Origin of the sequence: Planifilum fulgidum, assembly GCF_900113175.1 — a bacterium.
GTDB classification, from domain to species: domain Bacteria; phylum Bacillota; class Bacilli; order Thermoactinomycetales; family DSM-44946; genus Planifilum; species Planifilum fulgidum.
In genome coordinates this window covers 1-23,441 of sequence record NZ_FOOK01000035.1, presented here as the reverse complement: position 1 = coordinate 23,441, position 23,441 = coordinate 1, and the positions used below count along the sequence as shown (strand labels likewise).

At 53.5% G+C, this 23,441-nt stretch carries 24 protein-coding genes; 19 read left to right on the top strand and 5 right to left on the bottom strand.

Annotation, left to right across the window (positions count from 1 at the left end):
- The first annotated feature begins 118 nt into the window (after window positions 1–118).
- From BM063_RS15040 to mngB, 4 genes are all read left to right on the top strand, one after another.
- Window positions 119–970 (top strand): DUF72 domain-containing protein, encoded by an 852-nt coding sequence (locus BM063_RS15040; protein WP_092040863.1) that lies wholly within the window; start codon window positions 119–121, stop codon window positions 968–970.
- Window positions 971–1,205: 235 nt separating this feature from the next.
- Window positions 1,206–1,943 carry a MurR/RpiR family transcriptional regulator gene (locus BM063_RS15035; RefSeq protein WP_092040860.1) on the top strand — a complete coding sequence of 246 codons (738 nt, stop codon included), beginning with the start codon at window positions 1,206–1,208 and terminating at the stop codon, window positions 1,941–1,943.
- A 122-nt stretch (window positions 1,944–2,065) separates the two neighbouring features.
- The gene (gene mngA, locus BM063_RS15030) at window positions 2,066–3,997 is read left to right on the top strand and encodes a PTS 2-O-a-mannosyl-D-glycerate transporter subunit IIABC (protein WP_092040857.1); all 1,932 of its coding nucleotides are present in this window, start codon (window positions 2,066–2,068) and stop codon (window positions 3,995–3,997) included.
- Window positions 3,994–6,627: a mannosylglycerate hydrolase gene (gene mngB / locus BM063_RS15025; RefSeq protein ID WP_092040854.1), complete on the top strand. Its 2,634-nt coding sequence runs from the start codon at window positions 3,994–3,996 to the stop codon at window positions 6,625–6,627. Before mngA ends, mngB begins: the two co-directional genes overlap by 4 nt.
- A gap of 351 nt (window positions 6,628–6,978) precedes the next feature.
- On the opposite strand, the gene BM063_RS15020 is transcribed toward mngB, so the two are convergent.
- Together BM063_RS15020 and BM063_RS15015 are read right to left on the bottom strand one after the other, a co-directional pair.
- On the bottom strand, window positions 6,979–7,350 hold the full coding sequence (locus BM063_RS15020; protein ID WP_092040851.1) for an RNA-binding protein: 372 nt from the start codon (window positions 7,348–7,350) through the stop codon (window positions 6,979–6,981).
- 425 nt (window positions 7,351–7,775) lie between these two features.
- Window positions 7,776–8,336, bottom strand: coding sequence for a flavodoxin family protein (locus BM063_RS15015; protein ID WP_092040881.1), 561 nt, complete (start codon window positions 8,334–8,336; stop codon window positions 7,776–7,778).
- Between the two features lie 409 nt (window positions 8,337–8,745).
- On the opposite strand from BM063_RS15015, the gene BM063_RS15005 reads away from it, so the two are divergent.
- From BM063_RS15005 to BM063_RS14985, 5 genes are all read left to right on the top strand, one after another.
- Window positions 8,746–9,696 carry an ABC transporter permease gene (locus BM063_RS15005; protein ID WP_092040878.1) on the top strand — a complete coding sequence of 317 codons (951 nt, stop codon included), beginning with the start codon at window positions 8,746–8,748 and terminating at the stop codon, window positions 9,694–9,696.
- The gene (locus BM063_RS15000) at window positions 9,689–10,639 is read left to right on the top strand and encodes an iron chelate uptake ABC transporter family permease subunit (protein WP_092040846.1); all 951 of its coding nucleotides are present in this window, start codon (window positions 9,689–9,691) and stop codon (window positions 10,637–10,639) included. The genes BM063_RS15005 and BM063_RS15000 overlap by 8 nt, the downstream gene beginning before the upstream one ends.
- Window positions 10,633–11,391, top strand: a complete 759-nt coding sequence (locus BM063_RS14995; RefSeq protein ID WP_092040843.1) for an iron ABC transporter ATP-binding protein — start codon at window positions 10,633–10,635, stop codon at window positions 11,389–11,391. Before BM063_RS15000 ends, BM063_RS14995 begins: the two co-directional genes overlap by 7 nt.
- Before the next feature lie 62 nt (window positions 11,392–11,453).
- Window positions 11,454–12,407 (top strand): siderophore ABC transporter substrate-binding protein, encoded by a 954-nt coding sequence (locus tag BM063_RS14990; protein ID WP_425439174.1) that lies wholly within the window; start codon window positions 11,454–11,456, stop codon window positions 12,405–12,407.
- Between the two features lie 604 nt (window positions 12,408–13,011).
- Window positions 13,012–14,142, top strand: a complete 1,131-nt coding sequence (locus tag BM063_RS14985; protein ID WP_092040836.1) for a putative CRISPR-associated protein — start codon at window positions 13,012–13,014, stop codon at window positions 14,140–14,142.
- A gap of 191 nt (window positions 14,143–14,333) precedes the next feature.
- Here the strand turns inward: BM063_RS14985 and BM063_RS18380 are convergent, their stop codons facing one another.
- Window positions 14,334–14,459 (bottom strand): S26 family signal peptidase, encoded by a 126-nt coding sequence (locus BM063_RS18380; protein WP_425439173.1) that lies wholly within the window; start codon window positions 14,457–14,459, stop codon window positions 14,334–14,336.
- Window positions 14,411–14,605: a S26 family signal peptidase gene (locus tag BM063_RS18375; RefSeq protein WP_425439172.1), complete on the bottom strand. Its 195-nt coding sequence runs from the start codon at window positions 14,603–14,605 to the stop codon at window positions 14,411–14,413. The genes BM063_RS18380 and BM063_RS18375 overlap by 49 nt, the downstream gene beginning before the upstream one ends.
- Before the next feature lie 52 nt (window positions 14,606–14,657).
- On the opposite strand from BM063_RS18375, the gene BM063_RS14975 reads away from it, so the two are divergent.
- Window positions 14,658–15,068, top strand: coding sequence for a CDI toxin immunity protein (locus BM063_RS14975; RefSeq protein WP_092040830.1), 411 nt, complete (start codon window positions 14,658–14,660; stop codon window positions 15,066–15,068).
- A gap of 265 nt (window positions 15,069–15,333) precedes the next feature.
- Here BM063_RS14975 and lepB read toward each other — a convergent pair whose 3' ends face one another.
- The gene (lepB, locus tag BM063_RS14970; RefSeq protein WP_177199204.1) at window positions 15,334–15,831 is read right to left on the bottom strand and encodes a signal peptidase I; all 498 of its coding nucleotides are present in this window, start codon (window positions 15,829–15,831) and stop codon (window positions 15,334–15,336) included.
- 114 nt (window positions 15,832–15,945) lie between these two features.
- On the opposite strand from lepB, the gene BM063_RS14965 reads away from it, so the two are divergent.
- The 9 genes from BM063_RS14965 to BM063_RS14920 all read left to right on the top strand — a co-directional run.
- Entirely contained in the window at window positions 15,946–16,569 is a 624-nt protein-coding gene (locus BM063_RS14965) for a YIP1 family protein (RefSeq protein ID WP_143085389.1), read from the top strand.
- A gap of 31 nt (window positions 16,570–16,600) precedes the next feature.
- Entirely contained in the window at window positions 16,601–17,233 is a 633-nt protein-coding gene (locus BM063_RS14960; protein WP_092040822.1) for a YIP1 family protein, read from the top strand.
- 18 nt (window positions 17,234–17,251) lie between these two features.
- Window positions 17,252–18,538, top strand: a complete 1,287-nt coding sequence (locus BM063_RS14955) for a pre-toxin TG domain-containing protein (protein ID WP_092040820.1) — start codon at window positions 17,252–17,254, stop codon at window positions 18,536–18,538.
- Window positions 18,539–18,598: 60 nt separating this feature from the next.
- Window positions 18,599–18,856, top strand: a complete 258-nt coding sequence (locus BM063_RS14950) for a DUF7660 family protein (protein WP_092040817.1) — start codon at window positions 18,599–18,601, stop codon at window positions 18,854–18,856.
- Window positions 18,857–19,051: 195 nt separating this feature from the next.
- The gene (locus BM063_RS14945) at window positions 19,052–19,462 is read left to right on the top strand and encodes a YIP1 family protein (RefSeq protein ID WP_281246709.1); all 411 of its coding nucleotides are present in this window, start codon (window positions 19,052–19,054) and stop codon (window positions 19,460–19,462) included.
- Between the two features lie 59 nt (window positions 19,463–19,521).
- Window positions 19,522–20,964, top strand: a complete 1,443-nt coding sequence (locus BM063_RS14935) for a pre-toxin TG domain-containing protein (protein WP_177199202.1) — start codon at window positions 19,522–19,524, stop codon at window positions 20,962–20,964.
- A 20-nt stretch (window positions 20,965–20,984) separates the two neighbouring features.
- Window positions 20,985–21,506 carry a hypothetical protein gene (locus tag BM063_RS14930; RefSeq protein ID WP_092040806.1) on the top strand — a complete coding sequence of 174 codons (522 nt, stop codon included), beginning with the start codon at window positions 20,985–20,987 and terminating at the stop codon, window positions 21,504–21,506.
- 386 nt (window positions 21,507–21,892) lie between these two features.
- On the top strand, window positions 21,893–23,056 hold the full coding sequence (locus BM063_RS14925; RefSeq protein ID WP_143085387.1) for a pre-toxin TG domain-containing protein: 1,164 nt from the start codon (window positions 21,893–21,895) through the stop codon (window positions 23,054–23,056).
- Between the two features lie 23 nt (window positions 23,057–23,079).
- A partial coding sequence (locus tag BM063_RS14920) for a hypothetical protein (protein ID WP_143085386.1) occupies window positions 23,080–23,441 on the top strand: 362 nt, incomplete at its 3' end.

Below are 23,441 nucleotides of genomic sequence, written 5' to 3'. Positions count from 1 at the left end.
CAACGGTTTCTTTCATCTATTGTATAATTAAAGCCGTCCAAGGGAAAGAGCGGCCCGCCGGGGCCAATTTCCGATTCCTGTGGTAGAATGGGTTCACCAGAGACAGGGAGGGAGCCGGATGAATCCGATTCAGGTGGGCGTGTGCGGTTGGGGAGATCACGACCTGTATCCGCCCGGGACCCCTTCGCGGGACAAGCTGGCCCTTTATGCCGGCCATTTTCCGGTGGTGGAGGTGGACAGCACCTATCACGCCATTCCTCCCGTGGAGCGGTGCGCCCGCTGGGTGGAGGAGACGCCGGAAGCTTTCCGCTTCGTGGTGAAGGCTTACCGGGAGCTGACCGGCCACGGCCGGCCGAAGGGAGCGCCCGAACGCCCCTGGAAGGAAGTGGCCGAACTCTTTGCCGCCGTGCTTCGGCCGTTTCGGGAGGCGGGAAAGCTGTCGATGGTGTTGTTCCAGTTTCCCCCGTGGTTTGATTGCACGCGGGAGCATGTCCGGCATATCCGGCGGTGCCGGGAGGCCTTTGCCGATTTGCCCCTGGCCGTCGAATTCCGCAACCGGACCTGGTATGAACCCCGCTTTCGCGAAAAGACCCTCCGCTTCCTTCGGGAAGAGGAGCTGATCCACACCGTCTGCGACGAACCCCAGGCCGGAGAGGGCTCCGTCCCAATCGTTCCCGTGGTCACCCACCCCGAAGCCGCTTTGATCCGTTTCCACGGCCGCAACCGGGAGGGATGGTATCAGACGGGCCGTTCCAACTGGCGCGGCGTCCGCTACGCCTACCGATATTCCCGGGAGGAACTGGCCGAGTGGATCCCCCGCATCGAAGCGATGAAACGGGAAGCCAGGCAGGTCACCATCCTCTTCAACAACAATTCCAGGGGGGATGCGGTCCCCAACGCCAAGGAACTGATCGACATGATGGGACTCACCTTCGAAGGGCTGGCCCCCCGCCAGCTGGGGATGTGGTGAAGAAAAGGGGTCGGCCCGCAGCCGTCGCCGGGTGGGGAAACCGGTCCGCGGAAGGTATCGGCCTTCGGCCGGGGGCCGGGACCCGCACGGCCGATGGAGATATCGCTCTTGTCGGGACGGTCGGGAGAAGCGGGCGTCCTTTTGCCGGGATCCATCGCGGTTGGGTTACAATAGACACAGGATGACGGAGCCCTGCGGAACGACGACGGCTGCGGGGATACGGGGGGCCTTGTCGATGACGTTTGAGGAAAGAGTGCAGCTGAATGAGGACAAGCTGAATGACACGGACGACCAAATCGTCGAATACATTCGGAAAAACCGGGAGGAAATCGGGGACATTTCGATCCAGGCGATGGCCAAAGCCCTCTACACTGTTCCCAACACGATCGTGCGCTTCGCCAAAAAGCTGGGTTACCGGGGGTTTGCCGAGATGAAGGCGGCCCTCGCCCTTGAGAACCGCCGGGCGGAGGAGGACCCGCACCTTCCGGTGACCGGGATCATCCAAAAAACCTTGGAACTGCTGGATTCCGAGCGGATTCTCCAGGCGGTGCGGAAAATGCGCCGGGCCAGGCGGGTGTTTTTTTACGGGGTGGGCGATTCCGCCCCTTTTTGCGAGATGATGGCGAAATATTTGCGGTGTGTCGGCAAACGGGCCGATTTTTTCACCCAGCGGCACGAGATGTTGTATCAGGCCGACCGCTGCTCCGAAAGGGACCTGGTCTTTGTGATCAGCGCATCCGGCGAGACCCGGCAGGTGCTGGAGGCGGTGGCGGCGGCCAAACAGAAGGGAACCTACGTGATCAGCCTGACCCATTTGAGCCGCAATCCGCTGGCGGAAATGGCCGATTTCCGCCTGTATTGCTGGGCGCCCAAACAGGTGCTGAACCGTTATGAAATCACCGACCGCACGTCGATGTATATCGTGCTCCGAAGGGTGAGCGAAGTCTTCTGGAAAGTGTGCGGAGTTGTGTAAATATACACAAAGGTTTCGGGGCAAAGGGAAAAACCGGTGGAAAAGTAAGAAGATCGCCGTCTTCTTACTTTTTTGTTTATATAATGGGGTTGGCCATAGGGACCGAAGAAGGTGGTGGAAACATGCGGCTGAAACCGTTGACCCATGTGCGGTTGATTGAAGTGGGGGCGCCGTGGAAGACCAAGGAGGATGTGATCCGCCATCTGATTGACCGGTTGCATCGGGAAGGGAAAATCTCCTCCCCCGAGGCGTTTTACTCGGCCGTCATGGAGCGGGAGTCCCAGTCGCCGACCGGGTTGGAAGGCGGATTCGCCATTCCGCACGGAAAATCCCCGGCGGTCCGATCGGCGGCCTTCGCGGTGGCCAAGCTGGCCGAGCCGATCCGGGACTGGGAGAGCCTGGACCCGGACAATGAAGTGGATCTCGTCTTTTTGTTGGCCATTCCGGAGGAAGAAGCGGGATTGACCCATCTGGACCTGCTGGCCGAGCTGGCGAAGCGGATGGCGCGCGCGGAATTTCGTAAGCGGTTACAAAGCTGCACAACCGCCGAAGAGCTGTACCGCGCCCTGGACGACGACGGGGAGTGGGCTGAAGAAGGGCGGGACGGCGTGGCAGGGACGAAAACCCTTGTGGCGGTGACGGCCTGTCCGGCGGGGATCGCGCACACCTACATGGCCGCCGAGTCGCTGGAGCAGGCCGGCCGGAAGCTGGGCGTCGCCGTCTACGTGGAGAAGCAGGGGGCGAACGGCATTGAAGATCCCCATACGGAAGAGCGGTTAAAGGCGGCGGATGCGGCCATTTTTGCCGCCGATGTGTCGGTGAAGGGTGCGGAGCGCTTCGCCCATCTTCCCGTTTACCGAACGAGCGTGGCCGCACCGCTGCGGAACGCCGAGGAAGTGATCCGCAGGGCGCTCGAGCAGGCGGAGAAGGAAGGGAAAGAAAAGCCTCAGGCGACGGACGCGCTGGTCCATTCGCCGCCGGCGTCCTGGCAGGGGGAAGTGAAAAACGCGATTCTGACCGGGATTTCCCATATCATCCCGATCATCATCGCCGGAGGGATGATCCTGGCCTCCGCGGTGCTCATCGCGCAAATCTTCGGCTTGCAACAGGTGTATGAGACGGAAAATTCCTGGCTGTGGTTGCTCCGAAAACTGGGCGGCAACCTGCTCGGAATGCTCATGATCCCGGTCTTGTCCGCCTACATGGCGTATGCCTTGGCCGACAAGCCCGCCCTGGGACCGGGATTTGCCGCGGGAATTGCGGCGACGATGATCGAAGGCGGCTTTTTGGGCGGGATGCTCGGAGGTTTCATGGCCGGTTATTTCATGAAATGGCTCAAAAAACGGCTCCCGCCGAAGGGGGTTTTCTCGGGATTCATCAGCTTCTGGCTGTATCCGGTGATCGGTTCCCTCATCACGGGTTCGCTGATGCTGTTTGTGGTCGGCAAGCCGGTGGCGGAATTGAACCGGCTGCTCCTGCAATGGCTGGAGGGATTGTCCGGAGGCAACGCCATTTTGCTCGGAGCCATCCTGGGGATCATGGTGTCCTTTGATCTGGGCGGGCCGGTCAACAAAACCGCCTACACCTTCTGCATCGGGGCGATGGCCAGCGGCAACTTCATCCCCTACGCGGCCTTTGCCTCCGTCAAGATGGTGTCGGCTTTCTCCGTGACGGCGGCCACCCTGTTGTTTAGGCGCTATTTCGAGGAATACGAGCGGGAAGTGGGCAAGTCGACGTGGATTCTCGGACTGGCGGGCATCACCGAGGGGGCGATCCCCTTCATGATCAACGACCCCCTGCGGGTGATTCCTTCCCTTTGCATCGGTTCGGCGGTCACCGGGGCGTTGGTCACCCTGTCGAACATCGGCTTGAGCGTTCCGGGAGCGGGGATTTTTTCGCTCCTGGTCCTTCAGGGAGCGCCCCTGTGGAAGGCAGGAGCGATCTGGTTGGGAGCCGCCCTCGTCGGAACGTGCATTTCCACCGCCCTTCTTGTTGTGACGAGGGTCCAGAAACTGCGGCGGAACAAGATGTCCTTATCGGAGGAGCGCATATGAAACGGTTTGTCCATGTGATTCCCCACGTGCATTGGGATCGGGAATGGTATTTTTCCGCGGAAGAATCGAGGATCTATTTGGTGCATGACATGGAAGAAATCCTGCAGGTGTTGGAAAGCGATCCGGACTACCCGCATTTTCTCCTGGACGGGCAGACCGTGTTGCTGGAGGATTATCTGGCCGTCAAGCCGGAAAACCGGGAGCGGATTCGCCGGCTGGTGGAACGGGGCAAGCTGATCATCGGCCCCTGGTACACCCAGACCGATGAGATGGTCGTCGGCGGTGAATCGATCGTCCGCAACCTGTTGTACGGTCTCAAAGACTGCCGGGAATTCGGAGAGCCGATGGCGATCGGTTACCTGCCCGATTCCTTCGGACAGACGGCGCAGCTTCCCCAGATCTTAAACGGCTTCGGCATCCGGCGGGCGGTGATCTGGCGGGGCCTTTCGGAACGGCACGGCACGGACAGGACGGAATTTTACTGGGTGAGCGATGACGGATCGAAGGTGCTGGTCCTGTGGCTTCCCCTCGGCTATGCCATCGGCAAGTATTTGCCCGTCGAGGAAACGGAGCTGAAAAAGCGGATGGATGCGTATTTTGCCGAGCTGGACCGCCGGGCGTCGACCGATCACATCGTCATCCCGAACGGGCACGATCAGATGCCGATCCAGAGGAACATTTCCGAGGTCATCGCCAAGCTGAAAGCGCTCTATCCCGAGCGGCACTTCTTTCTCAGCCGCTATGAAGACGTCTTTGATGAAGTCGAAAAGCAGGAGCATCTCCCGGTGGTCCGCGGGGAGCTTTTGGACGGCAAATACATGCGGGTGCATCGCAGCATTTATTCGACGCGGATGGACATCAAGGCGGCCAATGCCCGGCTTGAAAGCAAGGTCACCCATCTGCTGGAGCCGCTGGCCGCCATCGCCTCCACCCTGGGCTTCCCCTATGAACACGGCTTGATGGAGCAAATCTGGAAGGAAATGTTGAAAAACCACGCCCACGACAGCATCGGCTGCTGCTGTTCCGACGCCGTCCACCGGGATATCCTGTCCCGCTTTGCCAATGCGGAGGAGAGGGCGAATCGGCTGCTCGCCTTTTACATGCGGAGGATCGCCGAAGCGGTTCCGTCGGACCGCTCCCGGGACAAACTGGTGGTCTTCAACACGCTTCCCTTTGAGCGGGATGAGCCCATCGAGGCGGAGGTGACAACCCGTTGGCCGGCCTTTGAATTGGTGGATGGGGACGGGAAAGCGATCGACTTTGAGGTGGTGGATGAGCGGGAGGTGGACCCGGGCCTTGTCGACCGGCAGCTGGTTCACCACGAAAACTACGACCCCTTTTTCCGCTATACCATCCACTTCCGCGACCGGATTCCGGCGATGGGCTACAAGGCGTACTGGATTCGGAAAGCGTCCCGCATGAACCGAAAGGCGCCGGAGCCCGTGGACCGGATCGAGACCGACTGCTACCGGATCACCGTCAACGACAACGGCACCTTGAACATTTACGACAAACGGTTGAAGCGTCTGTTTCCGGAAGTTCTCCGCCTGGAGGATACCGGGGATGACGGGGATGAATACGATTTTTCCCCGCTGCCGGGAGATGCGGTGATCGACAGCCGGGAAGTGAAGGCGACCTGGTCGCTCCGGCAAAATCGGCATTTCGCCTGGGCGGACATCCGGTATCGCCTGCCCGTGCCGCGGGATCGGGAAAGCCGCAAGGCGAAGCGGAGGGACGGCTCGGTGGATGTGGCCCTTCGCCTGACCATTCCCGTCAGCGAACCGATTATCGACCTGCGCATCGAGCTGGATAACCGGGCGAAGGATCACCGTCTCCGCCTGCACGTGCCGACGGGGATCGAAGCCGACCGTTCGACGGCGGACCAGCCCTTCGGGGTGATCGAACGCCCCGTCGTCGATGAGGCGATCCATGTCTGGGAGGACGAGGGATGGGCGGAGCGGCCGGATCCCATTTACCCGATGCTGAGCTATGTGGGGCTCTCCGACGAGAGGGGGGGCGTCGCCGTCTTGACCGACAGCTCCCGGGAGTATGAGATCGTGGGGGATTCCCGGGACACCATCGCCGTCACCCTGTTTCGCAGTGTGGGGGTACTCGGCAAAGAGGAGTTGTTGCGCCGGCCGGGGCGTCCGTCGGGAATCAAGATGGAGACCCCCGACGCCCAGATGCTGGGCAAGATCCGTCTCCACCTGGCGCTGACGACCCACCCCGGAATGACGAAACAGGCAAAGGTGGCGCAGCGGGCCAAGCGGTTCTTGACGCCCCTTTGCACCTACCACAAGATGCCTTTTAACGCGATCAAGCTTCATCCCCCCGCCGTCACCGCGCCGAAGGAGTACAGCCTGCTGGTCCAATTGGACGAGGACGCCGTGGTGAGCGCCGTCAAGCGGCGGGAGGACGGTCGCGGGATCATCCTCCGCTTCTACAATCCGACGTCCAGGGAGACCTTTGCGTCCTTCCATTGGAAGGGACCGCTTCAGTCCGTCTGCCGAACCCGGTTGGATGAACGGCCTGTTTCCTCCTTGGAACATCACAGGGGGCGGTTCTCCGTCCCGGTGAAGCCCAACGAGGTTCAAACCGTGTCGGTTTTTGATCGCTCCGGCGCGGACTGAAAATCGATTTTGCTAAGCAAAAGGGTGCCGCTTTGCGGCACCCTTCTTTGGAGGGAGAACCTGAGTGGGACACCACCATGCAGGACTGTTGATTCCGTTCCTGTGATCATCATGGGCGCCGATTCCGTCGGCATTCCGCTGCAAAACAACCCCAAAAGCAGGGAAAGGATGATCTGATTGGCCGGGCATGTCATCCTTACTGTCAAGCCAAGATTCGTGCCGATCCCCAAGATTCGTGCCGATCCGAAAACGGCAGTGCGGAAAGATGCCATGCTTTGCGCTGCCGGAGTCTGCAAATGGCCGTAACGTAATGATCTCCGCTGGGGGCGCTTCTTCACTTATTGGCTCATCCTACGCCTCTAAAGGATTCATGCCTTTATCTTGGGCTTCCTTGATTCGTGTAATGAGTTTCTCTAATGAAACCCCCGCATAGTTGCTGCTGGTATAGTCCAGCTGATATACAAAACCGGCTGCAGACCTCGACTCAATGAGTGGATGGATTTCCAGATTCCATCCATTCAAATCCTGTTTAAGATTCTCCTTTTGTTCATCATTCTCGATGGCGAAAAAGGCAACTCCACCGGGACGGTCCACAAAATGATCATGGTAGACGCAGTGTCCCCTTTTTCTGTCACCGATATATTTATTAAATATCGCGTTCGCCTCTTTTAACCTCAAGTGTTCAGGAGCGTTTGCTACGACAAGATAACACCGGGGTTTCATTTATATTTAACCTCCTTGTATTTGAGGCTTGTTCAAGCTTTTCGATTACAAAAAGGGCAGCTCCTTCTCATTTAACAGCGAAAAAAGACAAGGTGGATCTCAAAGTGTAAACCTGGGAGTGCATTTTTTGAGCCGGCAACCGCTCCCAACGTCTTTTTCCATGTTCACAATGCGATCAGCCGGTTTTTACACACTTGGGATGACGGCATCCCCAGTGGATTGCATGGGAGGGTGCGAAGTTTTTCCCCGGTTTTTCTGTCCGTGCGAAGTAAGAGCGCCTTGATATTTTCCCTTGGCGAACCGCTCATTTCACGTGGTGCTCGGCGGCTCCTCTCTTCCCCATATTTTTATGGAGCTTTCGGTGCGGGCTCGTCAAAAGGCTCAGGGTGCCGCGAGGCGGCACCCTGTTTTTTGGCGCGAAGTGTTCAGCGGGGGGAGCATGCCCCCATTTCGGCCAGGATCTGTTCCCTTAACTTCCGCACGGCGGAGAGCGCTTCCGAATCCTGTTCGATGTCTCCGGGGCGGTTTCCCCGTCCGATCACGTGGCCGGCGAACCGGATGCCGACGAAATCGAAGATGTGCCGGAATTGTTCAATCAAGGCCTTTCCCTTCACATGGGGATCGTCATCACCCACGGCCAGGACATACGCCCGCTTCTCCGCCATTCTCTCCAGGAAATCCTTCCGGTTTTCCCTCAGGGATTGGGACCAGCGGTCGATGAAAAGCTTCAAACGCCCCGGCATCCCGTACCAGTAGATGGGGGTGGCGAAGATCAACAGGTCCTGTTTGAGCACCCGGTCCAACAGTTTCCGGTAATCGTCCTCGGGATAGGGGCCCGGCTCCGTGTGCCGGTAGTCGATGATCGGTTCGATCCGGTAATCGGTCAGGAAAATGGAGTCCGCGTCCAATCCTTCGACCAGCGCCTTCGCCAGACGTTCGGAATTTCCGCCTTTGCGGGAGCTGGCATACAGTACGGCAATCTTCACGGCATGTTCTTCCTTTCCGATTGAGGTTGAAAAGGGGTCCTTCGCGGACCCGCTCAATATGATTTTATCCGACTTTCGCCTTCTCCCCATCCCGTTCGGGGCAGGCGCGCATGATTTCCGGGAGGGGATGTGGAGCGGCGCCGGTCCCGCTTCAGCCGATGCGGGCCGGTTTCTTCCGGCCGCGGTTTGGGGCTTGCCGGCCTTTGGTCAGCATTTTCGCAATTTCGCTGTTGACGATGAGAATCATTATCAATATAATCGGGGTTGGGATCCCAATATGGAATGAGGAGGGAGGCCGAGGGTCGAAAGCGCTTCTTTTTTTGACCAAGAGATGAGAATGATTCTCTCTTTCAAAAAAAGCGAAGAACGCTTGACTGCGTGACGCATAAAAGAAATGGGCCAGATTATGTTGAAAAAAAGGTTTCTCATCCCGGTTTTTCTTCTTCTTTCCGCGCTGTCCCTGTTTGTCGGGGTGAAAGAGATCCAACTGACCGGTTTGCTCCAAGGGGATAAGGATCAGTGGCAGATCTTGTGGGTCAGTCGCGTTCCTAGGCTGGTCAGCCTGATCATCGCGGGCGCCAGCATGGGCATTGTCGGACTCATCATGCAGCAGTTGAGCCGGAACCGGTTTGTTTCGCCCACCACGGCGGGAACGGAGGATTCGGCCCGGCTGGGCATCCTGGTGTCCCTGATGTTGTTCGGTGCGGCCTCCACCCTGCAAAAAATGTTGTTGGCGTTTCTGTTCGCCCTTTTGGGGACGCTGCTCTTCATGAACATTCTGTCGCGCATCCGCTTCAAAAATGCCGTCTTTATCGCCCTGGTCGGTTTGATGCTGGGCAATGTGATCGATTCCGTCACCACCTTTCTCGCCTACAAGCACGACTTGATCCAGAGCATCGGGGCCTGGTTTTACGGCGATTTTTCCATGATCGTCAGCGGGCGGTACGAAATGATGTACATCACCATTCCGCTGATCATCACCGCCTATCTGTACGCCGACCGCTTCACGATCGCCGGCATGGGCGAGGAGTTTTCCGCCAATCTGGGGCTCAATTACCGGCAGGTGGTGAACATCGGAATGGTCATCGTCGCCCTGGTGACGGCGGCAGTCATTTTGACGGTTGGGGTGATTCCGTTTTTGGGATTGATCATACCGAACATCGTGACCCTTTTGCGCGGCGATCATTTGCGGCAAAACCTCTTTTTCACGGCCCTGCTGGGTTCGGTTTTCCTCCTGGTCTGCGACATCCTGGGCCGGGTTCTCATTTATCCCTATGAGATTCCCATCGGGCTGACCGTCGGAATCATCGGCAGCGGGGTGTTCCTTTATCTGCTGTTGAGGAGTCGGGACCATGGGTGATCGGACAAAACTGGCCATCCTCGCCGTGATCGCCGCCGGATGCGCCGCCTTGTTCATGCTGACCCACCTCAGCGGCAATCTGGATTACATCATCCCGAGAAGGGCGGCGAAACTGGCCGCCATCGTCTTGACCGGCGTGACCATCGCCTTTTCCACGGTCGTCTTTCAGACCATCACCAACAACCGGATTCTCACGCCGTCCATCATCGGGCTGGACGCCCTGTACCTGTTTATCAACACGGCGATCGTGTTCCTGCTTGGCTCTCAGACCCTGGTCTTCATGGACGACCATGTGCGGTTTCTGCTGTCCGCCGGCTTGATGGTCCTGTTTTCCGTCCTGTTGTACCGCCTGCTGTTCCGGCGGGAGGAGAAAAACATCTTTTTTGTCCTCCTGGTCGGGGTCATCATGGGCACCCTGTTCCGCAGCGCCACGTCGTTCATGCAGCTGCTCATCGACCCCAACGAATTTCTCGTCATCCAGGACCGGATGTTCGCCAGCTTCAACAACATCAACACCGACCTGTTGTGGGTGTCCTTGCTGACGGTCGCCGGCGTGTTTGTGTACTTTCTTCGCTTCGCCGACTATTTGGATGTCTTGGCGCTGGGACGGGATCATGCGGTCAACCTGGGAGTGGACTACGACCGTGTCGTGTCCCGGCTGTTTGTCATCGTGGCCGCCCTGGTATCCATCACCACGGCGCTGGTGGGGCCGATCACGTTCCTGGGTCTCATCGTCGCCAATGTCGCCTACCAGCTCCTGTCCACGTACCGCCACCGGCTGGTGATCGCCGCCGCCGCGCTGATCGCCGTGGCGATGCTTGTCGGGGGCCAGTGGGCGGTTGAACGCCTCTTCACCTTTTCCACCACCATCAGTGTGATCATCAACTTCTTCGGCGGCATTTACTTCATCTATCTCTTGCTGAGGGAGAGTAAATCATGGTAGAGGTGCAAAACGTGACCAAACGGTACGGGGGCCGGACGGTTGTCGACGCCGTGACGGTGAACATTCCCCGGGGAAAGATCACTTCCCTGATCGGCCCCAACGGTGCCGGAAAGAGCACGCTTTTGTCCATGATCAGCCGTCTGGTGCCGAAGGATGAGGGGGAGATCCGGATTGACGGCCGGGAGCTTACGAGCGTCAAGAACAACGAATTGGCCAAAAAGCTGTCGATTCTGAAACAGTCCAACCATCTCCAGATCCGGCTGAAGGTGCGGGAGCTGGTCAGCTTCGGACGCTTCCCCTATTCCCGGGGACGTTTGACGAAGGAAGACTGGTTGCACGTCGACCGGGCCATCGAGTACATGGAGCTGGAGGACCTGCAGGATCGGTTTCTCGACCAATTGAGCGGCGGACAGCGGCAGCGGGCGTTCATCGCCATGGTGCTGGCGCAAAACACCGACTATATTCTGCTGGACGAACCGCTGAACAATCTGGACATGAAGCACTCGGTCCAGATCATGAAGACCCTGCGCAAAATGGTGGACGATCTGGGGAAGACGATCGTGCTGGTCCTTCACGACATCAATTTCGCGTCCTGTTATTCGGATTACATCATCGCCATGAAAGGCGGAAAGGTGCTCCGCGAGGGGCCGACCTGCGACATCATCCGGCCCGACGTGTTGCGGGACCTGTTTGACATGGACATCCGGATTAAACAGGTGGATGACCATCGACTGTCCATTTATTACGTGTAATTCGGGGGCTTTCGGTGCGCGTCCCCCGCAAAACAGGAAAGGGGAGGAGCGGAATGGTTCGTCTGCGAAAACTGTTGCTCGGTTCGTTGATGCTGGCCCTTGTGCTGTCCTTGGCCGCCTGCGGTTCCTCCGCCGATACGTCCAAAGGGGAGGAGGCCGCCTCGCAGGAATCGGAGGAGATCGTCGTCAAACATCAACTGGGCGAGACCAAGGTGAAGAAAAATCCGAAAAACGTGGTGGTCTTCGACTTCGGCGTGTTGGACTCGCTGGATAAACTGGGTGTGGAAGTGGCCGGGGTTCCCCAGGCCAACATTCCCCCTTACCTGAAAAAGTACGGGGAGAGCAAATATGCCAATGTGGGCAGCCTGAAGGAGCCGGACTTTGAAAAGGTCAGCTCCCTCGGCCCGGAACTGATCATCATTTCTGCGCGGCAGGCGGATCAGTACGAGGAATTCTCCAAAATCGCCCCGACCATTTTCATGGGTGTGGATACCAGCCGCTACATGGAGTCCTTCACGGAAAACATGGAGACCCTGGGGAAAATCTTCGGCAAGGAAGCGGAAGTGGAGAAGGAACTGAAGGCCATCAACGAGACCATCGAGAAGGTGAAGAAAAAGGCCTCGGCCAGCGACAAAAAGGCCTTGATCATTCTCACGACCGGTGGAAAAACGAGCGCCTTCGGACCGGGTTCCCGCTTCGGGCTGATTCACGACGTTCTGGGCGTCAAGCCGGTGGACAACAACATCAAAGTCTCCACCCACGGGATGAGCGTCACCTTTGAGTACATCGCCGAGAAAAATCCCGACTACCTTTTTGTGGTCGACCGGGACAAAGTGGTCAGCGGTGAAGGAGGCCAGCCGGCCGAACAGGTGCTGAACAACGATCTGGTGAAGGGCACCAAGGCCTACAAGGACAAAAACATCGTGTATCTGGATCCCAACTACTGGTATCTTTCCGGCGGAGGCTTGATCTCCCTCAGCGAAATGGTGAAGGAAGTGGAGGCCGCCCTGCAATAAGTGCGGTGAAAAAGCCTGCCATTCGCTCCCGTTCGGAGCGGCGGCAGGCTTTTTAGATTTTCATTGGATGAGGATGGGCCTCTTTCACGATATGGGCATAGCATGCGGATTTCGTCAGCCTAGTTCCTGTGCGGGCGAGATTTTCACAGGAAGACTTGTGCAAGTTAAAGCGGGAAGGCGGAAATTCTCAGGGCCTATCAGCCTGATCCCCGTTTCGAGGCAGTCGCTGCAACGAGTTTTTGTCTAATGGAGGAATCGATGGGGGAAATCGAGGTTTCGGATGTAAAGCGGCGGATACGAATGTTTCAGGATGATCATGGCTGGGTGTTCCTCGGTGACGGGTTTCCGATTGCCGCAAAGAGAGAGGAGGGAGACCGCAGGATCTCCAAGTCTCAGGCGTGTTTCTTGGAGAAGAGGCTTCATTTTTAAAACAAGCAGACCGAAAGAAACCGGTAGATAATTTCAAGTGGCTTTCTTAATCCCAGTAAGCTGGATAATGGGGAAAGGCATCCAAACAGGCGAAAATAGAAGAATATGATGGAAAAAACCCGGGAAACGAAATGATGTGTAATAGTTTTTCAGCGCGCTGGCGGAGGTGTAAGCCATGAAAGTGATTATTTCCACGGTGGGTGTATCCCTTATTCGGAACAACCTTAGCAGTGATAAATTTTCCGACCTTTTTGGCCGGCCCGTTTCCGAATGGGAGGAGCATCAGGCACGGCTGGATACCATTGGTAAAGAATTAATTACAATCTCCCGCAGTTCCGACTTTGATCCGATTCGATTCAGCGCAGAAACGAACAGCTTGTCCCGCATAGAAGTTAATAAAAGAGATATCCTGGTGTTTTTAACTTCGGATACGTTGGACGGTGTCTTGTGCGGAAAGGTGTTGACAGAAATCGGAAAGCGATTGTGGGGAGCGGAAGCGGAGTACCGGGTTGTCAAGGGATTGCAGGTCAAGGATGCGGAATTGTTTCGAAAAGTGGCGGTCGACCATCTGGTTGATACCGTAATGTCTGTCCTTGACCGGTATCCGGTAAGCAGTTATAAAGTGATTTTAAACCCTACGGGCGGTTACAAGGCAGTCGTTCCGTACCTGACGCTTTTAGGTTTGATAGAGGGAATTCCCGTCAAATACATTTATGAACAATCTAATACATTGATCGAGCTTCCCGCCGCTCCTCTCTCCTTTAACTTGGAGAAACTGCGGGAATTGGGTCCCGCCGCCGCTGTTCTATCTAAGGATTATGTGGCGGAAGATGAGCTGTCCGAGATGATCGGTATCTCTAAATATCGTCTTCGGAAAGAGTTCGCCGATGTGTTGGTCTGGGAAGAGGGTCTCGTCACACTGACCGCATTTGCCCGAATCCTGTATTTGCGCTATATCCATCAAGAGGGACAACTTGTGAAACTTTCCAAGCCAGTCCGCAAGAAATTGAAAAAAAATCCCTCGTGGGAGAACAAGTTTGCGCCCTTATTTGAAAAGATGCGGGATCCGCTTTATCGAAAAGCGCATCTTCATAACGAAGTTCAAAGCGACCGCGTTGACTTGGACTGTTTAAAACCAGGAGACGTAAACGAACGAATTTTTTTCTTTGTTGAAGGGGAGACTGTTTATATCTGTGATATCTTTATGCATGATGAGTATGAAAAGGTTGTTAATGAAGGCACTCTATTAAAGCGTATGTATTTGGATCAATTTGATGTTCCTATAAGGAAAACCTCCTTTGATTAAAGACCTAATGAGGGGTTCAAAGAAATGACCATCGACAAGGAAAAACTCAAGCGAAGGGGTGACGCCGGACGTCACCTCTAATTTCTTGTTGCGGTTTTCACTGCGGTCTGGATAGGGTTTTTTGAATCGATCTTTCTAAATAAGGCCGGGTCACAACCCTTTCATTCTGGAAAGGGGATAGAGGATAGCCCTCACCCTGCCTTGAACCTCTTCCTCGGAAAGGGGCCAAAGAATCGGCTGTCTTCGCTTTCCGGCGGATTGTCCCCTATCACAAACAGCATCCCCGGCGGAATCCGTTGCGTCGGGAAATCGGGGATGGAGATGCCGGCCAGCGGTCCTTCCGCCAGGGTTGTCCGTTGACCCTGAGCCGTCCTTGGACTGCTTCGACCCGGTCCCCCGGCAACCCAACAATTTGCTTGATAAACAGCTTCTCCTCTCCGTTCGACTGGAACAAGGATCCCATAAAAATGTTGGGGTTAACTAGAGAATGAAGCCCTAGGGGAGGAGACGAATATATGACTCTGTTTGAAGAATGTATCGAAGCTCTAACTAACGAAGGTGAGGTTACGATTTTGTCTCATGAACAGTCGAAGAACGTGGAAAGTTCCTTTGAAAAAAGGATTCCGTTTGATGATGCATTCGTCCATTATAAAATTGATTTCAGCCAAATGTTGCGTAAAAAGGAAATCGAGATGGTTGAGGACATATTGGGTGAATTACAAAAAAATGGAGTAGATATTGATGAGCAGGTGTATGTTATTTGGTCTGATCCCACATTGCCGGTTATTAAAACAACTATAAAATGTGTTATAAATGTCATATACGATGTCTTGGCAGTTAGCGCCGATACTTGGATCTTTTGCCCGAAAGAAAGGTACGTTGTGGAGTTTTATCATGAGGGGGAAACCTTCTTGGGTTTCTACTAAGCCCGTAAAACATGGTGTTGATATGGAAGGGGAGTCCAGAGATCATCGATCTTCAAAATTCCTGGGGACGATACCCTGAAGAATAGTGTCCCAAGGTTATGAGCTTAGATGTATACATCGATCTGGCACGAAGAAATAAGGACGAAATTAACAATCCGTGATGCCCAAAAAGGGGTGACGCAGACGTCACCCCCAATTTCATTGTTGCGGTTTTCATTGCGGTCTGGATAGGGTTCTTTGAATCGATCTTTCTGATTAGACTGGGTCACAACCCCTTCATTCTGGAAAGGGGATAGAGGATGGCCCTCACCCTGCCTTGAACCGCCTCCTCGGAAATGGGCCCAAAGGACCGGCTGTCTTCGCTTTTCGGCGGATTGTCCCCCATCACAAACAGCCTCCCCGGCGGAACCCGTTGTGCCGGAAAATCGGGGAGGGGGATGTCGGCCAATGGTCCCTCCCGCCAGGGTTGTCCGTTGACCCTGAGCCGTCCCCGGACTGCTTCCACCCGGTCCCCCGGCAGCCCGACGATCCGCTTGACGAACATCGTTTCCTCTCCGTCCACTTGGAACAGGATCAGGTCTCCCCGCTTCCAATCTTCATGGCCGTTTTGCACCAGCAGGATGTCACCGGGCTGAATCGTGGGGCTCATGCTTGTTCCCACGGCGGGGTACCAGTCGTAATTTCGGAGAGCTATCAACGCGATCAATACCACAGCAGCCCATAGTCCGAGCAGAAAGGTTCCCCGAAATTTTCGCATGCCCATACGATATCCCCTTGAATTCGGATAAAAGCAAAGGTAATTTATAGCTGGAAACATATAAATATCTTACCTTCTGAATTCCTAGAATACAAGCACAGGGAGTGCTGAAAGATAACTATGACTTCAAATCATGAAGAGATGCCCAATCCATGGTTGACCATGTGGAGGCGCCCCCGCGAAACGGTGCGGATGTATTTGCAGGCCGGTTCCGAAAAATGGCTCTGGATCTTGGCCATTCTCGCAGGGATCAAATTGTTTTTGGACAATGCCGATGCGCAAAACGCGGGCGACCAGATCGCTTTTGGAAACATCATCCTTTTATCCCTGGTATTCGGGCCTCTCGTCGGGATTTTTTACTGGTACTTGTTCAGCGGGCTTTTCACCCTGACCGGGCAGATCCTGGGACTTTCGGGCCGGTGGAGCGACATGCGCAAAGCGGTCGGTCTTTCCTTCGTTCCCTTGGCCTCGTTGATGCCGCTTTGGCTGCTCAAGTTGGTTTTGTTCGGTTCGGAGGTCTTTACCACCTGGACGCCGGTGTTGGATTCGAGTGGTTGGTTGCTCGGGTTGATTGTCCTGTTTTATCTGTTGGATTTCGTCATCGGCGGATGGTACCTGGTGACCCTCTCGAGAAGTGTGGCGGAAGTTTACGAGTGTTCCGCCTGGTTGGCATTCGCCCTCATCCTTTTAAGCAGTGCGGTCTTCGCCGTGGTGCTCAGTTTTTTGCTGATGTTCTTTGTATAAACAAATCTTGGATTGAAAAGGGAGATTTGCAGTGACCGGTTGGCAGGAGACTCTCAAACTGATGGGCGCTGTCTGGCTTTCTCCGCGCAGAGCGGTCCGCCGGGTCCTGGATGCGGGGTTGCCGTGGCCCTATTTGCTTCCCCTCGTGCTGGTGTACGGGATCAGCTTTACGATGGATCAGATTTCCTTTCGCAATCTGGCCGATTTTTTCCTTCTTCGGGATTTACTGCTCTTTTCCCTTTTGATCGGCATCGGAGTGGGTCCTCTGTTCTGGATGATCTACAGCGCGTTGTTCTACGGACTCGGACGTCTTTTTCGCGGTACGGGACGCTGGCAGGAGGTGCAATTGGCCGTGGCCGCAGCCATGGTGCCGGGCGTGGCCAAGCTGATTCTCTGGCTGATGCAGCTGGCCGTTTTCCGGGAGGAAGCCTGGTCGGAACTGACTCCCCGGATCGATTATAGTTTTTTTCTCCTGCTGGCGTATTTCTTTTTCCTCCTTCTCGATGCGGTCTTGATCGTCTGGACCATCGTGGTTGTCGCCGGTGCGTTGTCCGAGGCCCATGAATTCTCCCTTTGGAAGGGCTTCTTGCTGGTGCTGATCGGGATTCCGCTTATCTGGGTTCTGTTCAAATACGGATTGAATATCGTCCTCATGCCGATATAAACAGGAGCGGGATTTTCGATGAAGAAAAGATTTTTTGGGGAAGAGAAACGTCGGTATCAAAGTGTTGGAACATGGGTCCGCAAGGGCTCCGCGACGATGGAGTATATCATCCTCATCGCCGTGGGGGTGCTCTTCGCCGGTTTGCTGTACCTGGCCATGTCGGATGGAGAAGGCCTGATCCAATCGGCCATGGAGAAAAGGGTTCAGGAAATCATCCAAGGCCAGCTGCCCGAGGGAGAGGTTCCATCCGGAAACAATTCGGGAATCAGCGGCTCTTCCGGCATCGGTAATGCACCGGAGATTGGCGATCCCGGAGAAATCGGTGGAAATCCGGAGATCGGCGCTTCTCCTGATGCCGGCATTCCGCCGGAGCTGGAAGGGCCCTCCGCTGGATCCGGCACGACTCCGGCGGATGGGAACCCGAAAGCAGACGGAACATCCCCTTCCACCACCGGGGGCGGATCAGGGAGTGCAGATGGAAATGCCTCCGCATCTTCATCCCCATCGGAGTCCGAGGAAAAGGGCGGGTTTTCTAGCTGGTGGAACAAAGCGAAAAACTATGTGACCTCCGGACAAATCCTGAAGGATGCCGCCCATATCGGGAAAGAGACGCTGGATTTTCTCATATTGGATGATGTATCCGGGTGTTTTACCGGGAAAGACACCGACGGCAACCAATTGGCCGGATGGGAGCGCGGCCTCAGCTGTGTTTCCCTGGTTCCCGCGGCCAAATGGGTCAAACTCGGAAAGTATGCCGATGAAGCCCTCACCTTTGCCGGCAAGTTGGACGACAAATTGGCAAGCACCCGTTTGGGTGAAGGCATGCAAACGGCGAAGGATAAAGTGGAGGATCTATTCAGAAGAGGGAAAGAGGTCGCGTGTGGTTGTGATGATAATGTTGGCAAATTCCATACTCCAAAACTGATTGGCAATCGTGGTTATATAGATCCTAAGCAGGTCCGGTTTACTCATGACGAAATTTCTCCTAGATTCAGGGACGGAAGATCAATATACAAGCTGATAGAAGACCTGAAATCTAGCAAGGTAAAACCTGATGACATTCCTCCTATTCGGGTTTTTGAGAGAAATGGTAAAATCTATACATTGGACAATAGGAGATTGTATGTTTTCCAGCAGGCTGGGGTTAAAATTAGGTGGGTAAAGGCGGATCCAAATACCGTAAAAAGAGAACTAAAATGGAAATGGACGACTAAGAATGATGGGAAGTCAGTAAAGGTGAGAAAGGGTAAAAATAACACGGTTAAGAATGATGGGAGTTGGAAAGGGAGAGGCAAAAATAAATAGCCACAAGGGGAAAACTGATAAATAATGTAGATAAATTTTAGTTTTAGGGGTGATGTATCAATGGATATCGATGAAATGGTTGATAAAGTTGAAACGAGGGAAGAACTAATAGAATTTCTGGAAGCACTTATGGAAGACGTGAGAAAAAACCGTGCAGAGTGGAGAGGGAATGATAAGCTGGATTATTTTTTGGATGGGGTATCGGGATGGTTAGCAAACTTGGAAGGATGGTGCAAGAACAATAATATTCCTCTTCCTGAACAACCTACCTGGCGGTTAGTTGCTCAGATGTTTATGGCAGGCAAATACTTTTCATAAATATTTGATTCAGCAGGATACATTCATCTTTTTTATCATGGTGATGGCCACCTCCCCCCCAATTTTTTCACCACCCCAACCAGAACATCTCAGCAAGAAGTCTAAAAAAAGAAAGTAATTTTTCAACACCATATACAACGGAGAGGCGACGAAAAATCGCTTCCTTCAGAAACTCCGTCCATAACCTGACCGGCGGTGGGCGCCGTTTTTCTGTTCAGCGTCGGAGCGGGGCCTTTGTTCTGTATGATATACAGCGCTGTGTTTTACGGACTGGAACGGTTTGTTGGCGGCAAGGGTCGCTGGCGGGATGTGCAGACGGCGACGGCGGCGGCCATGCTGCCGGGTGTGGCCAAACTGATTCTCTGGCTGATGCAGTTGGCCGTTTTCCGGGAGGAAGCTTGGATGGAACTGACTTTCCGGATCGATTCCAGTTTCTTTCTCCTGGTGGCGTATTTCTTTTTCCTGCTGCTGGATGCAATCTTGACCGTCTGGGCGATTGTGATCCTTGCCGGTGCCGTGTCCGAAGCCCATGAGTTTCCCCTTTGGAAGGGATGGTTGCTGGTTCTGACCGGGATTGGTCTGGGCTGTGTTCAAATACGGATTTAACATTGTTCTCATGCCGATTTAACGGGAGCGGAGTTTTCCATGAAGTGGTTTTTTAAAGCTTGGAAACGTCTGCGCCGAAGCCGCGGCTGGGCCCGCAGGGGCTCCCCGACGATGGAATATGTAATCATCATCGCCGTGGGGGCGCTCTTCACCGGTCTTTTGTACATGACCATATCGGATGGAAAAGGCCTGATCCAGTCGGCCATGGAGGAAAAGGTCCGGGAAATCATCCAGGGCCAACTGCCCGAGGGAAATGTTCCTCCCGGGAACACTTCTGGGTTGGCGATTCCATCAGTGGGAATCCGGAGACAGACGGTTCTCCTGATGTCGGTATTCCTCCGGAGTTGGGCGGTTCCAACGGATTCGGCGCAACTCCGGGTGTGCCCCCGGCAGCAAGCGGTACCTCTTCTTCCAGCTCCGGGAGCGGGTCGGGAAATCCAACATCCGGCAGTAATTCTTCCGCATCTTCATCCCAAGCGGAGTCCGGAGAAGAAGGCTGGCTATCCGGGTTGTGGAACAAAACGAAAGACTATATGGCCTCCGGACAAATCCTGAAGGATGCCGCCCATATCGGGAAAGAGACACTGGATTTTCTCATTTTGGATGATGTATCCGGGTGTTTCACCGGGAAAGACACCGACGGCAACCAACTGGCCGGCTGGGAGCGCGGTCTTAGTTGTGTTTCCCTGGTTCCCGCGGCCAAATGGGCCAAATTCGGGAAATATGCCGACGAGGTCTTCGCCTTTGCCAGCAAGCTGGATGACAAACTGGCAAGCACTCGCTTGGGCGAGGGCATGCGAACGGCGAAGAGGAAGCTGGAGGATCTGTTCGGCCGGGGGAAACAGGTTGCCTGTGGGTGCAATTCTCGAAATCATTTTCTGGAAAATGTTAGGCACCCGTCACAAAATACCGATGAAGCTTATGAAGCCTACTTTGAAACCATTCTGGGGAAACGACTAAGACGCGTAAAAGCAACTGATTTGGCTTCACCAAATTCTCCGGTGAACATCCCTGGAGAAGTTCTGGGTCAATGGATAAAGGACGGGAGGGTCAAAAGGGGAATTCCCCGAAAATTAGACAATTATATAAAAAATTATAAACCACAAAAAATTCAATTGGATAAAGACCTGATTGTAACTATTGATAAAGATGCCATGAAGTACATCCTTGAGGGTCATCATCCGAAACACTTTAATCCGAAAGCTCGAATCAAACACAATGGGAATGTAAAGGAAAAGAATACTCTGTTTCCCAAAAATATGACTGAAAAGGATGTTGAACAACTTCTAATAAAGATTGTTCAACAGGAAAGAGATGTAATATCCAAGTGGCCTAGTACACGTGGATTTCAGTTGGGTAAAAAAGTTAAAGGTAAAGGCAAAGACATCATTGTCGATGGGATAAAATATGTCATTGGGTTTCAGGAAGAGGTTATTTCAAATGGAATGCGTTATCGAAGAGTTGGGCAATTTTATCCGATAGTCGATTTACCCGATAAATGATCCGGTAAGGAGAGATTTTGATGTTTCAAGTGCAAACGTACATTTACTTTCCCGTTATCCGCATTAAGAATCCGTCATTTCCTGCGGAAATACCGATTAATGATACGGACACATTGAGAAAAGCGGAACCCTATCTGGATTTTAAGAGATTACAAGGTCACATTGAACTGTCTTACTATGGGCAACCAATACTGACCGAAAAATTTGGGGATTTTATTATAGAGTACTGGAGTTATTTGCTTAATGCCATTGAAGACTTAATGAATGAAGGATGCGGAGGAATGTTTTTGCCTGATCAACCGATACCAATAGATTTTGAAGAGAAAGGACCGAATTGGGTGTTAATGACAGTTGGTGAAGGTGGAGAATATGGGAAGTGGCTGTTGCCCAGAGAGGAGTTGATCAAAACTTTGATAAATGGGGCTGTTCAGTTTTTTAAGGAGTTGTGCGATGCCTTTAGTGATGCTATTGTTCAACAACGTAATTTAAAGGCATTGTATGAGGAGACTTTGGATTTTAAAAAACAATATATTGGTGAATGACTTGCTGATAAAGATTTAATATGTGTTCGCACCCGTCAATTGGAACCGATTTTGTTCTGATTATTTTCGTCGTCTATTAAGACAAATCTGCTGTCGTCGACCTCCGATAGCGCAAAATCCCTGGAAGTCGGCGACTTTTCATTTTTCATGGATTGCTTGAGATTGAATCTTATCTATATCTATTATCTAACAGTAATCAGATTAAAGGATAGTGCCACCCCTGGGGATTGAAGAAGGCCTGATCCAGATGGAGAAAAGGGTCCGGGAAATCATCCAGGGTCAACTGCCCGAGGGAGATTTCCTCAAGGAACACATCGGAGATTGGCGATTCCATCGGCGGGAATCCGGGGGCAGGCGGTTCTCCTGACGCCGCCATCCCTCCGGAGTTGGGCGGTTCCAACGGATTCGGCGCAACTCCGGGTGTGCCCCCGGCAGCAAGCGGCACCTCTCCTTCCAGCTCCGGGAGCGCGTCGGGGAATCCAACATCCGGCGGTAATTCTTCCGCCTCTTCATCCCAAGCGGAGTCCGGAGAAGAAGGCTGGCTTTCCGGCTTGTGGAACAAAACGAAAGACTATGTGGCCTCCGGACAAATCCTGAAGGATGCCGCTTATGTCGGAAAAGAGACGCTGGATTTTCTCATACTGGATGATTTGTCCGGGTGTTTCACCGGGAAAGACACCGACGGCAACCGATTGGCCGGATGGGAGCGCGGCCTCAGTTGTGTTTCCCTGGTTCCCGCGGCCAAATGGGTCAAACTCGGAAAGTATGCCGATGAAGCCCTCGCCTTTGCCGGCAAATTGGATGACAAATTGGCGAAAACTCGCCTCGGCGAAGGCATACAAACGGCGAAGAGGAAACTGGAGGATCTGTTTAGCCGAGGGAAACAGGTTGCCTGTGGGTGCAATTCCCGAAACGGCTTTCTGAAAAATATCAAGCCCCCGGCACAAAACACCGATGAAGCCTATGAATTCTACTTTGAAACCGTTTTGGGGAAACGACTGAAAAGGGTAAAGGGAACGGATTTGGCATTGCCGAATTCCCCGGTAAAAATCCCTGAACAAGTTCTGGAGCAATTGATGAGGGACGGAAGGATTAGAAGTGGTGTTCCTCATGAACTGGATAATTATATAAAGAATTATAAACCCAAGAAGATTCAGCTGGAAAAAGACTTGATTGTAATCATAGATAAACAATCTATGAAGCACATCCTCGAGGGTCACCACCCGAAATATTTTGATCCTAACTCTCGATACAGATATAAACAAGGAAAAGTAAAATCAGTGAAAGAAACCACTTTGTTTCCCAAAAATATGACTGAAAAGGATATTGAACAAGTTCTTATAAAGATCCTCCAACAGGAAAAGAATGAAATATCCAGATTGGATAATGAGACACCTTACTGGGCTGGTTTTCAGATGGGCAGTAATCAAAAGGGTCAGAAAGATATCATCGTAGACGGGAAAAAATATACTGTCGGTTTTCAGCAAGAGTTTGTTTCAAATGGAATGCGTTATCGGAGAGTGGGACAATTTTATCCGAAAGTAAAATAATGATTCGATGAGGAGAGATTCATGTGATTCACGTGCAAACGTACATTTATTTTCCCGTTTACAATCCATCATTTCCTGAGGAAATACCGGTGGATGATATGGATACATTGAGAAAAGCGGAACCTTATTTGGATTTTGAGAGATTACACGGCCATATTGAATTATCTTACTATGGACAACCGATACTAACCGATAAATTTGGAGATTTTATAAAAGACTATTGGGATTATATGCTTCAGGCCATTCGATCCTTTCTGAAAAATGGAGTGGGAGGCATGAGTTTGCCTGATCAGCCTATACCGATAACAATTGAAGAGCAAGGCTCAAACTGGGTGTTAATGACAGTTGGCGATGATGGGGAATATGGAAAGTGGCTTCTGCCTAG

Coding starts and splice junctions, on each gene's coding strand:
- BM063_RS14985 (WP_092040836.1), top strand. CDS start 13,012: ATGAAAGTGATTATTTCCACGGTGGGTGTATCCCTTATTCGGAACAAC.
- BM063_RS14955 (WP_092040820.1), top strand. CDS start 17,252: ATGAAGAAAAGATTTTTTGGGGAAGAGAAACGTCGGTATCAAAGTGTT.
- BM063_RS14930 (WP_092040806.1), top strand. CDS start 20,985: ATGTTTCAAGTGCAAACGTACATTTACTTTCCCGTTATCCGCATTAAG.
- BM063_RS15000 (WP_092040846.1), top strand. CDS start 9,689: ATGGGTGATCGGACAAAACTGGCCATCCTCGCCGTGATCGCCGCCGGA.
- BM063_RS15040 (WP_092040863.1), top strand. CDS start 119: ATGAATCCGATTCAGGTGGGCGTGTGCGGTTGGGGAGATCACGACCTG.
- BM063_RS14950 (WP_092040817.1), top strand. CDS start 18,599: ATGGATATCGATGAAATGGTTGATAAAGTTGAAACGAGGGAAGAACTA.
- BM063_RS14975 (WP_092040830.1), top strand. CDS start 14,658: ATGACTCTGTTTGAAGAATGTATCGAAGCTCTAACTAACGAAGGTGAG.
- mngA (WP_092040857.1), top strand. CDS start 2,066: ATGCGGCTGAAACCGTTGACCCATGTGCGGTTGATTGAAGTGGGGGCG.
- BM063_RS15035 (WP_092040860.1), top strand. CDS start 1,206: ATGACGTTTGAGGAAAGAGTGCAGCTGAATGAGGACAAGCTGAATGAC.
- BM063_RS14995 (WP_092040843.1), top strand. CDS start 10,633: ATGGTAGAGGTGCAAAACGTGACCAAACGGTACGGGGGCCGGACGGTT.
- BM063_RS15020 (WP_092040851.1), bottom strand. CDS start 7,350: ATGAAACCCCGGTGTTATCTTGTCGTAGCAAACGCTCCTGAACACTTG.
- mngB (WP_092040854.1), top strand. CDS start 3,994: ATGAAACGGTTTGTCCATGTGATTCCCCACGTGCATTGGGATCGGGAA.
- BM063_RS14965 (WP_143085389.1), top strand. CDS start 15,946: ATGACTTCAAATCATGAAGAGATGCCCAATCCATGGTTGACCATGTGG.
- BM063_RS18375 (WP_425439172.1), bottom strand. CDS start 14,605: ATGGGATCCTTGTTCCAGTCGAACGGAGAGGAGAAGCTGTTTATCAAG.
- lepB (WP_177199204.1), bottom strand. CDS start 15,831: ATGGGCATGCGAAAATTTCGGGGAACCTTTCTGCTCGGACTATGGGCT.